This window comes from Streptomyces sp. NPDC037083 (genome assembly GCF_055606485.1).
Genome location: NZ_JBVJSQ010000001.1, coordinates 380,373 through 393,847, shown reverse-complemented (window position 1 = coordinate 393,847; position 13,475 = coordinate 380,373). Strand labels below are relative to the sequence as shown.

Sequence of the window (13,475 nt, the reverse complement as noted above, 5' to 3'; positions counted from 1 at the left end):
CGCACCCGGCCTTACGATGGGACGCATGACTGCTTCGCCTGGCCGCCGCCGTGTCCTGCTCGCCGCTCCCCGGGGCTACTGCGCGGGCGTCGACCGTGCCGTGATCGCCGTCGAGAAGGCGCTGGAGCAGTACGGGGCTCCGGTCTACGTCCGGCACGAGATCGTCCACAACAAGTACGTCGTGCAGACCCTGGAGAAGAAGGGCGCCGTCTTCGTCGAGCGGACGGAGGAGGTGCCCCCGGGCAACATCGTCATGTTCTCCGCGCACGGCGTCGCCCCCGTCGTCCACGAGGAGGCCGCGCGCGGTCGCCTCGCCACCATCGACGCGACCTGCCCGCTGGTCACCAAGGTCCACAAGGAAGCCGTCCGCTTCGCGAGCGAGGACTACGACATCCTGCTGATCGGGCACGAGGGGCACGAGGAGGTCATCGGCACCTCCGGCGAGGCCCCGGACCACATCCAGCTCGTCGACGGCCCCGAGGACGTCGCCAAGGTCGAGGTCCGCGACCCGTCGAAGATCGTGTGGCTCTCCCAGACCACCCTCTCGGTCGACGAGACCATGGAGACGGTCGACGCGCTGAAGGAGAAGTTCCCGCAGCTCATCTCCCCGCCCAGCGACGACATCTGCTACGCCACGCAGAACCGTCAGCTCGCGGTGAAGCAGATGGGCGCGGAGGCGGAGCTGGTGATCGTGGTCGGCTCCCGCAACTCCTCCAACTCCAAGCGGCTCGTCGAGGTGGCCAAGCTCGCGGGCTCCCGCGAGGCGTATCTGGTGGACTTCGCCGACGAGATCGACGAGGCCTGGCTGGAGGGCGTCACCACGGTGGGCGTCACCTCCGGCGCGTCCGTCCCGGAGGTCCTGGTCGAGGACGTCCTGGCCTGGCTCGCCGAGCGCGGCTACGGCGACGTCGAGCTCGTCAAGGCCGCCGAGGAGCACATCACCTTCTCGCTGCCCAAGGAACTCCGCCGTGACCTGCGCGAAGAGGCCGCGGCACTGGTCGCCGAGCGCGGCGGAAGCGGAGTCGCGGGCTCCTCGGCTGAGTGACTGTCAGCCGATCGTCGTAACGTGGGGCCATGCAGATCTTCGGCGTGGACATCGGCGGATCCGGGATCAAGGGCGCCCCTGTGGACCTGGACAAGGGCGACCTGGCTCAGGAGCGCCTGAAAGTGCTCACCCCGCAACCGGCGACGCCCGAGGGCGTCGCCGACGGCGTGCAGCAGGTCGTGGAGCACTTCGGCTGGAGCGGTCCCGTCGGCCTGACCTTCCCCGGCGTGGTCACCGGTGGATCCACCATCCGCACGGCGGCCAACGTCGACAAGAGCTGGATCGACACGGACGCGCGCGCGTTGTTCAGCGAGCGCCTCGGCGGCCTGCCCGTGACGGTGGTCAACGACGCGGACGCGGCGGGCGTCGCCGAGATGTCGTTCGGCGCCGGCCGCGACCGCAGCGGCACGGTGATCCTGCTGACGTTCGGCACGGGCATCGGCAGCGCCCTCTTCGTCGACGGTGCCCTCGTTCCCAACACCGAGCTCGGCCATCTTGAGCTGAACGGGCACGACGCGGAGAAGCGGGCCAGCAGCAAGGCCAGGGAGGACCACGAGCTGACGTGGGAGCACTGGGCGCACCGCGTCCAGAAGTACCTCGCCCATGTCGAGATGCTCTTCTCGCCCGAGCTGTTCATCATCGGCGGCGGCGTCAGCCGCAAGTCCGAGAAGTTCCTGCCCTTCATCGAGGACATCAAGGCGGAGATCGTCCCGGCCCAGCTCCAGAACAACGCGGGAATCGTGGGCGCGGCCATGCGGGCGGCGAAGGCGGAGTAGACGCGGCGTGCCCGGCTCGGACCGGCCCCTGCGGTCCGGCGGGGTGGACGGCAGGGCGGCGCAGGTCCGGCGGGGTGGGCAGCCGGGCGCCGCATCCGCCCGGGTACCGGGCGTACCCCGGGCGATGCGGCGCGGATGCGCCGTCACGACGTGGCGAGGCGCGTCGTGCCTGGGTGTGCGCGGCCGGGGCCGCCGCGCGCACCGGCGACCCGAGCGGCGGCCCGCTAGCGGCGGTTCAGGGCTCGTCGGCGGGCCGTGGCGCGGCGAACGCCGCGCGCCAGGATGGTCAGTCCGGCTGCCAGCGTCCCCCCGTACAGCCAGCCGACCTGGGTGGCCAGCGCGGTCACCAGACCCGTCAGCCACTCTCCGGCCCCGTCGCCGCCCTTGGCCACGGGCAGGAGCCCCACGGTGAAGGCGATCGGCACGACCACCGGCGCGGCGAGCAGCTCGGCCCCGCGCACCCAGAGGCCGGTGAGCAGGCACACCGGCAGGAACAGCACGCTGTACACCGTCAGCGAGGCCCCGAACAGCAGCTGGTCCAGGCACCCGAGCACGAACATCAGCCCCGCGCTGAACAGGGCCCCGCCCAGCCCGGTGAGCCGGGGGTTCGGCAGCCGTCGCACGGCCCGCACGGCCCGCAGCACAGGCGGCTCGGGCCGTCGCCCGAAGGGGCCGGCGCCGGGACCGCCGGCGGGACGGGCGGGGTGTGCCGGCATCGGGCCGGGCCCCGTGCCGTCCCCCGCGCCCGGGTGCGCCGGCCTGCGGCTTCTGTCCCGGTCGTGCTGGGACGGCAGGGGCGGTGTGCCGGGTCGGGTGCCTTGGTTCGGGGGGCGCGTCCTGTGTTGCTCCACCGGACCAACCTAGGTCGTTTTATGTGCTGAATCGGGTGTCGGACACGCCGTGGAGCAGCGCTTGGGCGTCCGATCGACAGGTCCGCCGGGCCGCGGCCGGGCACGCCGTAAACTGGTGGACCGGTCAGCCTTCTGGCCCTGGCCCTCTCACTCCGGGAACGGGCCCTTTGGCCCTCTCACCACGGGAAGTCGCAACGTGTCGCTCACGATCGGAATCGTCGGTCTGCCGAATGTCGGCAAGTCGACCCTGTTCAACGCCCTGACCAAGAACGACGTGCTGGCGGCCAACTACCCGTTCGCCACGATCGAGCCGAACGTGGGCGTGGTCGGCGTCCCGGACGCCCGTCTGACCAAGCTGGCCGAGATCTTCAGCTCGCAGCGGATCCTCCCGGCGACCGTCGACTTCGTCGACATCGCCGGCATCGTGCGCGGCGCGAGCGAGGGTGAGGGCCTGGGCAACAAGTTCCTGGCGAACATCCGTGAGTCCGACGCGATCTGCCAGGTCATCCGCGCCTTCAAGGACGAGAACGTCGTCCACGTCGACGGCAAGGTCTCGCCCAAGGACGACATCGAGACGATCAACACCGAGCTGATCCTGGCCGACCTCCAGACGATCGAGAAGGTCCTGCCGCGCCTGCAGAAGGAGTCGCGGATCAAGAAGGACGTCGTCCCGAAGGTCGCGGCGGTCGAAGCGGCGAAGGAGATCCTGGAGAAGGGCGACACCCTCTTCTCCGCGGGCATCGCCCAGGGCTCCGGCAAGGAGGAGCTGCTGCACGACCTGCACCTGCTCACCACCAAGCCGTTCCTCTACGTCTTCAACGTCGACGAGGACGAACTGGTCGACGAGGACTTCAAGGCCGAGCAGCGCGCCCTGGTCGCGCCCGCCGAGGCGATCTTCCTGAACGCCAAGCTGGAGGCGGACCTCGCCGAGCTGGACGAGGACGACGCGATGGAGCTCCTGGAGTCGGTCGGCGCCGAGGAGCCCGGCCTCGCCACCCTGGCCCGCGTCGGCTTCAACACCCTCGGCCTGCAGACCTACCTCACGGCCGGTCCCAAGGAATCCCGCGCCTGGACGATCAAGAAGGGCGCCACCGCCCCCGAGGCCGCCGGTGTCATCCACACCGACTTCCAGAAGGGCTTCATCAAGGCGGAGGTCATCTCCTTCGCCGACCTGGTGGAGACCGGCTCGGTCGCCGAGGCCCGCGCGAAGGGCAAGGCCCGCATGGAGGGCAAGGAGTACGTGATGCAGGACGGCGACGTCGTGGAGTTCCGCTTCAACGTGTAGCCGCTCCGCTATCGCACGCTAAGTGATCCGTCAAGCGTGCAGGTGGGAATCCGTCAGAAGTGTGCAGGTGGCAAGGGGTCGGCTCCTCCGGGAGTCGACCCCTTCGTCTTCACCGTGCTGGATGGGTGCTGAATATTCTGACGCCGGATCAGCCGGCGTCAGGTGTCGTAAACGGTGGAGCGATGCCCGACGTGTACGACCCACACCACGAGCTCCCCGTTGTCGATCGTGTAGACGACGCGGTAGTCGCCGACTCGCAGTCGACGGCGTTCCGGCTGCGACACGAGCGCAGTGGTGTTGAAGCCGAGGGGATCGCTCTCCAGCTCGGTCAGCTTGGCCAGGATGCGCAGGGCCATGTCGCGAGGGAACTTCCGGAGCTCGGCCTGCGCCTCGGGGCGGAAGACGGTTCGGTACTCACTCACCGCGTGCCAGCGTCTCCCTCATGATGTCCTCGATCGGGATGCCGGGTGCGGGGTTGGCCATGCGCTCGTCGATGATCCGGTTGATCTCGCGCTCTTCCCACTCCTGGTACTTGCGCAGCACCTCGATGGAGACGACGGCGGCGACTTCCTTGCCTCGGCGGGTGATGACTGTGGGTACGTCGTCGCGGTCCGCGCGCTCCACGACTTCCGCCAAGTGGGCGCGCACGTCGCGGATGGACTCTGTGGGCAGCGGCTGCGTCATGCGTACAAGTGTACCGAGTGTCCCATGTGTACACAGCGGCTGGAATCCGCAGTGGCCCTCCGCTCGCGCTGGATGAACTCGCACCGTGCTGGATTGGTGCTGGGTGAGAGCGGCGGGAACCACATTTCCGCAGGTGGGGGTACTGCACTAGAGATCCCGCTTCAACGTATGGGCGCGTATCCACCACGTCGCCATTGTTGACTGCGCAGGCCAGAGGGGCTCGACTCGTCGGAGTCGAGCCCCTGCCTCTTTCCCGGGCCGGGATGGCGCCGGGATGTCTGATGGGTTGTCGCTTATTCGGCCCCGCTTCGGCGGCCACCCGTGGGCAGTTCGAGCATCGGCTCGAAGGAGGAGTCCTCCTCAGCGGGCGCGTACGGGAGGAAGCCGTCGGGGACGGTGCGGGCGGCAGTGGCGAGGAGGCGGTCCAGGACCTCCCGGTCGGTGGCCGGGGGAAGCCCCAGGGCGGCGAGGAGACGGTCGCGGACGACGGGGTGGCCCGGGTGGTCGTCGAGATAGTCGGAGTTGAGGACCGGAGGCCGGAAGCCGGCCAGGGCGTCGTGCCAGGACGGGAGGGCGATGGCGAGCGTCAGGGCCTCGGCCAGGGACTCGGCGATCAGGGAGGCCTGGCCCTCGGAATCGGTGTAGAGGACCGGGCGGGGGCCGCCCGGGGACACCGGGCCGCAGAGGTAGTGGGTGCCGCCCGCGTTGCAGCCGGCGACGGGCTCCACCGGGAGGCCGTTGGGCAGGGCGATCGGCTCGATCGGGTCGGTGCGGGCAAGGTCGAACTCGCCGTCGCAGGCCAGGAAGGCGGCGACCTCGGGATGCGCGGCGATCCTGCGGAGCAGGGCGTCGTCCGAGAGGGCGTCCGGGTTGAGGGCCGCGACGATCGCCGGGGTGAGGGGTTGCCCGGCGAGGACGTGACGGACGGCTTCGAGGGGGACGGGGCGCTCGTAGTAGTCCTCGAAGTGGGCCCGGACAGCCTCGGGGGAGCGGTCGGTGAGGAGGCGGAAGAGGAAGCCGGAGCCGTCCGGGTCCTCGCTGCCGGAAGGGAAGGCGATGGCCGAGCCGGTGCGCCAGGCTGTGTCGCCGGTCTCCCGCCACAGGCAGGCGGTGACGCGAGTGGCGTCGATGTCCTCGTCACGGAAGGCGGGTGCGTCCAGGAGCGGGCTCAGCGAGGCGGGCACGTCGTCGATGACACCGGGCCAGACCTCCTCGTCGTCCGTCCCATACGGACTCATCTCCGACTCGTGGTCGAAGCCGCGTATGAGCACGCCGGCCGGCGCGAAGACGACGGAGAAGTCGTCCCCCGAGCCGTTCTCCATCAAGGCCGCTTCCTCGCCGGGGCCCCAGGCGGCGTCGAAGGTGTGGCGGCAGAACCGCGGATCGTCGCCGATCGTGGCGTCCAGCACTGCCAACGCGCGCACATGGGTGCGGAGTTCGGCGGGCTCCGGGAGGAGGGCGGCGGTCTCGTGCACAGTGCTCATGAAGTCATGAAAGCAGCCACCACCGACAACCGTGCACGGCCGGTCCGGACGGGGGCGCCGCTCCCGTCCGCGGCGGCTGCCGGGGCCGCCGCGGAGGTGGAGAGCGGGGTGCTCCGTCGCGCGGCTCGCGTCCCGCTTACGATGCGCCCAGTCGAATTCCGGTCGTTCGCCGGTCGAGCACCGGACGCGCATTCGCCGTGCGCAGGTTCGATCCGCTGTCAGAACCCCCTGCCAGACTGACCGGAACGCCTGAGCGGTCGGGTGCGCGACCTCCCGGGCGACCGCCTCGACGCCTGCCCGACCGTCCGAACCGCATGTCAACCGCCCGAGCCGTCCGCACCGCGTCCCGACCGCCCGAACCGCGCCCGAACGGCGTCTGAAAACCGACTGATCCGTCTGAACCAGGAGCACGGTACCCGTGTCCATACCTCCGCCGCCCGGGCCCCAGCAGCCCCAGGACCCGTACCAGCCTCCGCAGCCGCAGAGCCCGTTCCCGCAGGACCCGTTCGCGGCGCCCGCGCAGGACCCCTACGCGCAGGGGCCGTACGGCCCGCAGGGCTTCCAGGGGGCTCCGGGCCCCCAGGGGCCGTACCCGCAGGCTCCCTACGGGGCGGCCCCCTACCCCGCCTGGGGGCAGGGTTACAGCCCCTACGGCCGGCCCTCGCCGGTCAACGGTGTGGCCATCGCCGCTCTCGTGCTCGGCATCCTGTGCTTCCTGCCGGCCGTGGGTCTGGTCCTCGGGATCATCGCGCTGGTGCAGATCAGGAAGCGGGGGGAGCGCGGCAAGGGGATGGCGGTCGCCGGCGCGATCCTGTCCTCCGTCGGGCTCGCGCTGTGGATCCTGCTCCTGGCCACGGGTGGCGCGTCCGACTTCTGGGAGGGGTTCAAGGACGGCGCGCGCGGCAACTCCAGTTTCTCGCTCGCCGAGGGCGACTGCTTCGACGTGCCCGGTGACACCTTCGACGAGGACGTCTACGACGTCGACGAGGTGCCCTGCTCCGGTGAGCACGACGCCGAGGTGTTCGCGACGGTCCCGCTGCCCGGCAGCAGCTTCCCGGGCGACGACCGCGTCACGGAGGTGGCCGACGACAAGTGCTTCCAGCTCCAGGACGCCTACGCGATGGACCCGTGGGCGCTGACCGAGGAGGTGGACGTCTACTACCTCACGCCCACCTCGGAGAGCTGGAACTGGGGCGACCGGGAGATCACCTGCGTCTTCGCCAACGTCGACGAGAAGGGGACCCTGACCGGCTCGCTGCGCGCCGACGAGACGACCCTCGACGCCGATCAACTGGCCTTCCTGAAGGCGATGGCCGCCCTCGACGACGTCCTGTACGAGGAGCCGGAGGACTACGCCGAGGAGGACCTGCAGACCAACCGGACCTGGGCCGGGGACGCGGGGGACGCCACCGGTGAGCAGGCGGCCGCGCTGACCGCGCACACCTGGTCCGCGCGGGCCCGGGGGCCGGTCGCCGCCCTGGTGAAGGACCTGCGCAGGGCGAGCGCGGAGTGGGCGGCGGCGGAGAGGGCCACCGACGCCGACGGCTTCTACGAGCACTACGACGCCGCCTACGGATACGTCGACGGCGACTCCACCGTCACCGCCCGCGAGGCTCTGGGCCTGGCCACCACGCCGCCCACGTACGACGAGGACTCCGGCAGCGGGGACAGTGGCCCGGGCGAGGGCGACAGTGACAGCGGCCTCGATGTGTGATCACGCGCGCAGCGGGGAGAAAGTGCCTGGGTAAAGCGTTTCGCGGGCCGATGTCATCACATCGAGTGATTCTCTGGCCTTTGCTTGCATGGCACAACCCACGGTTGCCAGGCTGTAGCTGTCTGTACAACCTGATGGGAGTGGCCAGTGACATTCGGTGAGCAGCCGGCGTATCTGCGTGTCGCGGGTGATCTCCGCAAGAAGATCGCCGACGGATCGCTGCCACCGCACACTCGCCTCCCCTCCCAGGCGCGGATCCGCGAGGAGTACGGCGTCTCGGACACCGTCGCCCTCGAAGCGCGCAAGGTGCTGATGGCCGAGGGGCTGGTCGAGGGCCGATCCGGTTCGGGGACGTACGTGCGCGAGCGGCCCGTGCCCCGCCGGATCGCCCGCTCCGGCTACCGTCCCGTGAGCGGAGCGACGCCGTTCCGCCAGGAACAGGCCGAGGCGCACAGCCGGGGGACGTGGGAGTCCAGCAGCGAGCAGGTCGAGGCGGGCGTCGCCGTCGCCGAGCGGCTCGGCATCCAGCCCGGCGACCGCGTCATGTGCACCAAGTACGTCTTCCGGGAGGCGGGCGAGGCGATGATGCTCTCCACCTCCTGGGAGCCCCTCGCCGTCACCGGCCGCACCCCGGTCATGCTGCCCGAGGAGGGCCCGCTCGGCGGCATGGGGGTCGTCGAGCGGATGCGGGCCATCGACGTCATCGTCGACAACGTCACCGAGGAGGTGGGGGCCCGCCCCGGTCTCGCGGAGGAATTCCTCGCCCTCGGCGGCGTCCCCGGGCATGTCGTCCTGGTCGTGCAGCGCACGTACTACGCCTCGGGCCGCCCGGTCGAGACGGCCGACGTGGTGATCCCGGCCGACCGCTACCGGGTCGCCTACCACCTGCCGGTGAAGTAGCCGCGCCGAAGCGGGGGGAGGGGGGCACGGAAGGCCGAGGGGGCCGGCGGAGGCGGTGAGGCCGGGAGGCGGGGCGGCGGCGGGGCGCGCGCCCGGGCGGTGTGGGGGAGCGACGGCGGCGGGGCGCGGCCGGGGGCGGTAGCGCATTCGCTCGGGCGGCGCACACCCTTCCGGCAGTTGCCGCCGGAAGTCGCCCGCCCGGAACGCGCCCGCACAGCGTCGGAATCCGGTCGTTTCCGGTCGTTCCCGCAGGTCGCCCGCTCTGTGTCCCGAACCCCGCCGACCGGACGCGTTGTCGCGCACGTACGGCGCGTTCGGTCTCGTGCGCCCCCTGCGTCTTGGCTGGTTGCGTACCTCTTTGTGTAAAGCCGTGTTCGGTGCGTAAAGGTAAGGCGTACGCTCGGGCATATGCGGATTGCGGTTTCCTTGGCAGGCGGGGCGCGCGGCGCGCCGCGGACGGGATCCGGGCTGGGCGGGGCGGGAAGGGGGCGTGGGGCGCGATGAACGACAGCACCATCTCTCTGCCCTGGCTCGTCATACGGCAGGACGACAACGGCAACCGCTACCGCGTGGGCCGGTACGCGACCCGGGCCGAGGCCCAGAAGATCGCGGACAGCCTCGACGGTCGCGGGCACAAGCAGCTCTACTGGGTCGAGCGCGTGGGCCAGGCCCCGGCTCAGACCCAGGTTCAGGCGCAGGCGCAGAACGGAGAAGGCACCCTGAACTGACCTGCCCCCGGGTCCCGTAGGCTCCGCCGCATGACGGAACGGATCGTGGTGGTCGGAGCCGCCCTGCTCGACGGCGGCCGCCTGCTCGCCGCGCGGCGCAGCGCGCCCCCGGAACTCGCCGGACGCTGGGAACTGCCCGGCGGCAAGGTCGAGCAGGGGGAGAAGCCCGAGGCGGCCCTCGTGCGCGAACTGCGCGAAGAACTCGGCGTCGAGGCCGAGACCGTCGAGCCCGTCCCGGGGGAGTGGCCCCTGCGGCCGCCCTACGTCCTCCAGGTGTGGACCGCCCGCCTCCGTCCCGGCTCCGCCGCCCCCGAGCCCCTCCAGGACCACGACGCGCTGCGCTGGCTCACCCCGGACGAGATCTGGGACGTCGACTGGCTCGACCAGGACGTGCCCGCGGTCCGCGAGACGCTCGCGAAACTGGCCGCTGACGCCCGCTGACGCCCGCTGACCCCGATGGACGCCCGCTGACGCTTGTTGACCCCGACCGATGCCCCGCTGAACAGCGGCGGCCGGGCCCGAGGGCGTCGGTCGGACGGGCGGTGACACGGAGCGGGCGGGGGTACGCCGTTCGTGCCACTGTGCGCCCTGCGGAGCGGTACTGGCTCCTGCATATCGGGTATGTGCCCATTAACCCCACGAAAACGGACATGGGTGTACTTGCTGGGCTGGGAAGTGATCGGCGTGATCGACACCGAAGGCGACTGCGCCGAGTGGTCGTTCCCGGCTGAGCCCGGTGCGGTGCGCACGGCCCGCGGCGCCGTCCGCGCCCAGCTGCGCCGCTGGGACCTCGACAGCCTGGCCGACATCGCGGCCCTGCTGGTCAGCGAGCTGGTCACCAACGCCCTGCGCCATGCGACCGGTCCCATCGGTGTTCGTCTGGTACGCCCGGCCCGGCTGGAGGGCGTGCTGCTGGTCGAGGTGTCCGACCCGCTGCCCGATCCGCCGCGCGAGCGGATCGCCCGGCCCGAGGACGAGAGCGGGCGCGGACTGCAACTCGTGGCCTTTTCCTCGCGGCGCTGGGGTACCCGGCCCGGGAGTGACGGCAAGACGGTGTGGTTCGAGCTCGCGGTGCCCGGTTGACGTGACATGGCGCGGGGATGACCCCGGTGTACAGCACAGGTTCCGGTGTCGCTCTCCCGCCGCCCGTATCCGACCGGTGTCAGAAGGTGTGGTTCGACCATGTGTCCGCTGGTTAGAAGACTGGAAGTGTTGTCACGGGACGGGCCAAAAAACGCCTGGACCGTGCTGTGATCGTGAACATCGTGTCGTGCGGACCCGTAGTGCTGGATACTGCGGGCATCCGCCGCCGGTGACCGGTGCCGGACGCGGTGAGCTGGAGGGGACGGTTCGCGTGAGCGAGATACCAGCGAAGGCCACGGAGTCCGAGGACCCGTCGGGCGGCGCGAGGGCGAAGGCCACGGGTGCGCTCGCCGGCGACGCCGTGCACGGCCGCGCCGAGGACGACTACGAGGCGGAGCCGCCCGGTGACGCCATGTGGCAGAGCAGCCCGCCCGGCTCCATCTACGACTACATCAAGGTCGCCTCGTTCTCGATCGGCCCCGACGGCCTCGTCGACCAGTGGAGTCTGCGCGCCGAGCAGATCTTCGGCATCTCCGCCGAGCGGGCCGTCGGCATGGACCCCATCGACGCCTTCATCGACCCCGACCTGCGCGAACGCGGACAGCGCAAGATGGCCGAGATCCTCGACGGCCGCGAGTGGACCGGTGTGGTGCCCTTCCGGATGCCCGACCCGGTGCCCGGCGGCGGACGCGGCGAGAGGGGCCTCGCCGAGGTGTACGTCATGCCGACGCGCAGTCTGGACGGCGAGAAGGCCGCCGTGTGCATCGTCGTCGACGTCCGCACGCTCCGCAGCATCGAGACCGACCTCGCCGCCTCGCAGGCGATTTTCGGTCAATCCCCGTTCGGCTTCCTGCTGATCGACCCCGACCTGCGGGTCCGCCGCGCCAACCACCGGTTCGCGTCCATCTTCGGCGGCACCCCCGGCGATCACCGCGGCAAGGGCGTCCACGACTACCTGCCCCGGCCCGAGGCCGAGCGGGTCACCGCGACCCTGCGACGGGTACTGGAGACCGGCGACTCGATCACGGACATGCACGTCACCGGCTTCGTCCCGGGCTCCGACGAACGCCGGCACTGGTCGATCAACCTCTACCGCGTGCACAGCGGCAGCGGCCGTCCCATCGGCGTCGCCTGGCTCGGCACCGACATCACCGCCCGCCGCGCAGCCGCCCGGGAGGCCGCCGCCGCACGGCGCAATCTCGCCCTTCTGAACGAGGCCGGAGCCCGCATAGGGAACTCCCTCGACCTGGAGACGACCGCCCGCGAACTCCTCGACGTCGTCGTGCCCGGCTTCTGCGACCTGGCCACCGTCGACCTCTACCAGGGGCTCCTGGCCGGCGACGAGACCCCGCCCGGCCTCGCCGACGGCAGCGCCGAGCTGCGCCGGGTCGCCTTCTCCTCCGCCGTCTCCGACGCCCCCTTCGCCGGCGCGGGCGCGCCGGTCGCGGTCGGCGCGGTCCACCACTTCCCCTTCAACTCGCCCTGCGCGGACGCCCTGCGCACCGCCCGGCCGCAGACCATCCCCGGCGAGGAGGGCGGCCTCGTGCAGTCCACCCTCGCCGTCCCGATGGTCGCCCACGACACCGTCGTCGGCCTCGCGCAGTTCTCGCGGACCAAGGGCAGCGAGCCGTTCGGGGACCGCGACCGTGACCTGGCCGTGGAACTCGCGGCGCGCGCCGCGGTCTGCATCGACAACGCGCGCCTGTACCGGCGCGAGCACGAGCGGGCGTTGATACTGCAACGGTCGCTGCTGCCGCCCGGCGACCCGGTGGCGTCCGGTCTGGACATCGCCTGCCGCTACCTCCCCGGCAACGCCTCCACCGGACGCCCCAGCGAGGTCGGCGGCGACTGGTTCGACGTCATCGAACTGCCCGGCCACCGTACGGCGTTGGTGGTGGGCGACGTCATGGGGCGGGGACTGCGCGCCGCGGTCGCGATGGGCGAACTGCGCACCGCCGTCCGCACCCTGGCCCTGCTCGACCTCGAACCGGCCGAGGTCCTCTCCGCGTTGGACGAGATCGCGCGCGGCCTCGGCACCCCCGGCGGAGTCCAGCAGGCGACCCGGGCCGCCCGCCGTCCCCGCGAGGCCGACCTGTCCGAGGTCTACCTGGCGACGTGCGTGTACGCGGTCTACGACTCGGTGACCCGTCGCTGCACCTTCGCCAACGCCGGCCATCTGCCCCCGGTCCTCGTCGAGCCCGGCGAGCCCGCCCTCATGCTCGACGTGCCGCCGGGCATGCCGCTCGGCGTCGGCGGCGAACCCTTCGAGGAGGTGGAGGTCGAACTTCCCGAAGGCGCACTGTTGGCGCTCTACACGGATGGACTGGTCGAATCGCGCGACCATCCGCTGGACGAGGGCCTCAACGCGTTCGTCGGGGCGCTCACCGATCCCGCGAGGCCCCTGGAGGATGTCTGCGACCACGTCCTCAACACCCTCGACTCCCACCACGGCGAGGACGACATCGCGCTGCTGATGGCGCGGGTGCAGGGCCTCCCCGCAGACTCGGTCGGCGACTGGACGCTGCCGCGCGAGCCGCGCAGTGTGGGACGCGCCCGGGAGTACGCCCGCGGCCAGTTGCTCTCCTGGGACCTGGAACCCCTCGTCGACACGACGGAACTGCTGGTCAGCGAGCTGGTCACGAACGCGCTGCGGTACGGCGAGGGCGAGATCAGGCTCCGGCTGCTGCTGGACCGCACCCTGGTCTGCGAGGTCTGGGACGCGGGCCTCGTCCAGCCGCGCCGCCGCCGCGCCCGGGACACCGACGAGGGCGGCCGGGGCCTGCAGCTCGTGGGCCTGCTCTCGGCGGCCTGGGGCTCACGCCGCACCCCGCGCGGCAAGACGGTGTGGTTCGAACTGCCCCTGCCGGACGGCACGACGGCCCTGGCGGACCCGGCGGAGGCCCTGCTGAGCCTGTTCTGACGGAG

The 13,475-nt window shown here is 71.4% G+C and carries 13 protein-coding genes; 9 read left to right on the top strand and 4 right to left on the bottom strand.

Features of this window, described 5'->3' with window-relative positions; translation table 11 throughout:
- The first annotated feature begins 16 nt into the window (after positions 1-16).
- Both ACZ7DE_RS01820 and ppgK read left to right on the top strand, forming a co-directional pair.
- Entirely contained in the window at positions 17-1,045 is a 1,029-nt protein-coding gene (locus ACZ7DE_RS01820) for a 4-hydroxy-3-methylbut-2-enyl diphosphate reductase (RefSeq protein ID WP_470756842.1), read from the top strand.
- A 29-nt stretch (positions 1,046-1,074) separates the two neighbouring features.
- The gene (gene ppgK / locus ACZ7DE_RS01815) at positions 1,075-1,821 is read left to right on the top strand and encodes a polyphosphate--glucose phosphotransferase (protein ID WP_470756840.1); all 747 of its coding nucleotides are present in this window, start codon (positions 1,075-1,077) and stop codon (positions 1,819-1,821) included.
- A gap of 224 nt (positions 1,822-2,045) precedes the next feature.
- On the opposite strand, the gene ACZ7DE_RS01810 is transcribed toward ppgK, so the two are convergent.
- On the bottom strand, positions 2,046-2,537 hold the full coding sequence (locus tag ACZ7DE_RS01810; RefSeq protein WP_470756838.1) for a DUF6542 domain-containing protein: 492 nt from the start codon (positions 2,535-2,537) through the stop codon (positions 2,046-2,048).
- A gap of 331 nt (positions 2,538-2,868) precedes the next feature.
- Between ACZ7DE_RS01810 and ychF the strand changes: the two genes are divergently transcribed.
- On the top strand, positions 2,869-3,957 hold the full coding sequence (gene ychF, locus ACZ7DE_RS01805) for a redox-regulated ATPase YchF (protein WP_470756836.1): 1,089 nt from the start codon (positions 2,869-2,871) through the stop codon (positions 3,955-3,957).
- 158 nt (positions 3,958-4,115) lie between these two features.
- Here the strand turns inward: ychF and ACZ7DE_RS01800 are convergent, their stop codons facing one another.
- From ACZ7DE_RS01800 to ACZ7DE_RS01790, 3 genes are all read right to left on the bottom strand, one after another.
- The gene (locus ACZ7DE_RS01800; RefSeq protein ID WP_470440718.1) at positions 4,116-4,379 is read right to left on the bottom strand and encodes a type II toxin-antitoxin system RelE family toxin; all 264 of its coding nucleotides are present in this window, start codon (positions 4,377-4,379) and stop codon (positions 4,116-4,118) included.
- The gene (locus ACZ7DE_RS01795; protein ID WP_055621811.1) at positions 4,372-4,641 is read right to left on the bottom strand and encodes a type II toxin-antitoxin system Phd/YefM family antitoxin; all 270 of its coding nucleotides are present in this window, start codon (positions 4,639-4,641) and stop codon (positions 4,372-4,374) included. Before ACZ7DE_RS01795 ends, ACZ7DE_RS01800 begins: the two co-directional genes overlap by 8 nt.
- A 293-nt stretch (positions 4,642-4,934) precedes the next feature.
- Positions 4,935-6,125: a hypothetical protein gene (locus ACZ7DE_RS01790; protein ID WP_470756833.1), complete on the bottom strand. Its 1,191-nt coding sequence runs from the start codon at positions 6,123-6,125 to the stop codon at positions 4,935-4,937.
- Positions 6,126-6,543: 418 nt separating this feature from the next.
- Between ACZ7DE_RS01790 and ACZ7DE_RS01785 the strand changes: the two genes are divergently transcribed.
- The 6 genes from ACZ7DE_RS01785 to ACZ7DE_RS01760 all read left to right on the top strand — a co-directional run bounded on the left by ACZ7DE_RS01785 (position 6,544) and on the right by ACZ7DE_RS01760 (position 13,470).
- A complete protein-coding gene (locus ACZ7DE_RS01785) occupies positions 6,544-7,839 on the top strand; it encodes a DUF4190 domain-containing protein (RefSeq protein ID WP_470756831.1) in 1,296 nt (431 codons plus the stop codon).
- 147 nt (positions 7,840-7,986) lie between these two features.
- The gene (locus ACZ7DE_RS01780; protein ID WP_470756829.1) at positions 7,987-8,739 is read left to right on the top strand and encodes a GntR family transcriptional regulator; all 753 of its coding nucleotides are present in this window, start codon (positions 7,987-7,989) and stop codon (positions 8,737-8,739) included.
- A 500-nt stretch (positions 8,740-9,239) separates the two neighbouring features.
- Positions 9,240-9,467 carry an SPOR domain-containing protein gene (locus ACZ7DE_RS01775; RefSeq protein WP_470756827.1) on the top strand — a complete coding sequence of 76 codons (228 nt, stop codon included), beginning with the start codon at positions 9,240-9,242 and terminating at the stop codon, positions 9,465-9,467.
- Between the two features lie 30 nt (positions 9,468-9,497).
- Positions 9,498-9,908, top strand: coding sequence for a (deoxy)nucleoside triphosphate pyrophosphohydrolase (locus ACZ7DE_RS01770; RefSeq protein WP_470756825.1), 411 nt, complete (start codon positions 9,498-9,500; stop codon positions 9,906-9,908).
- Between the two features lie 180 nt (positions 9,909-10,088).
- Positions 10,089-10,550 (top strand): ATP-binding protein, encoded by a 462-nt coding sequence (locus ACZ7DE_RS01765; protein ID WP_470756823.1) that lies wholly within the window; start codon positions 10,089-10,091, stop codon positions 10,548-10,550.
- Positions 10,551-10,821: 271 nt separating this feature from the next.
- Positions 10,822-13,470, top strand: coding sequence for a SpoIIE family protein phosphatase (locus tag ACZ7DE_RS01760; protein ID WP_470756821.1), 2,649 nt, complete (start codon positions 10,822-10,824; stop codon positions 13,468-13,470).
- Positions 13,471-13,475: the final 5 nt, after the last annotated feature.

Bases quoted from the DNA above. Each gene is read 5' to 3' on its own strand.
- ACZ7DE_RS01820 (WP_470756842.1), top strand. From the start codon at position 17: ATGGGACGCATGACTGCTTCGCCTGGCCGCCGCCGTGTCCTGCTCGCC.
- ppgK (WP_470756840.1), top strand. From the start codon at position 1,075: ATGCAGATCTTCGGCGTGGACATCGGCGGATCCGGGATCAAGGGCGCC.
- ACZ7DE_RS01810 (WP_470756838.1), bottom strand. From the start codon at position 2,537: ATGCCGGCACACCCCGCCCGTCCCGCCGGCGGTCCCGGCGCCGGCCCC.
- ACZ7DE_RS01795 (WP_055621811.1), bottom strand. From the start codon at position 4,641: ATGACGCAGCCGCTGCCCACAGAGTCCATCCGCGACGTGCGCGCCCAC.
- ACZ7DE_RS01790 (WP_470756833.1), bottom strand. From the start codon at position 6,125: ATGAGCACTGTGCACGAGACCGCCGCCCTCCTCCCGGAGCCCGCCGAA.
- ACZ7DE_RS01775 (WP_470756827.1), top strand. From the start codon at position 9,240: ATGAACGACAGCACCATCTCTCTGCCCTGGCTCGTCATACGGCAGGAC.
- ACZ7DE_RS01770 (WP_470756825.1), top strand. From the start codon at position 9,498: ATGACGGAACGGATCGTGGTGGTCGGAGCCGCCCTGCTCGACGGCGGC.
- ACZ7DE_RS01765 (WP_470756823.1), top strand. From the start codon at position 10,089: ATGTGCCCATTAACCCCACGAAAACGGACATGGGTGTACTTGCTGGGC.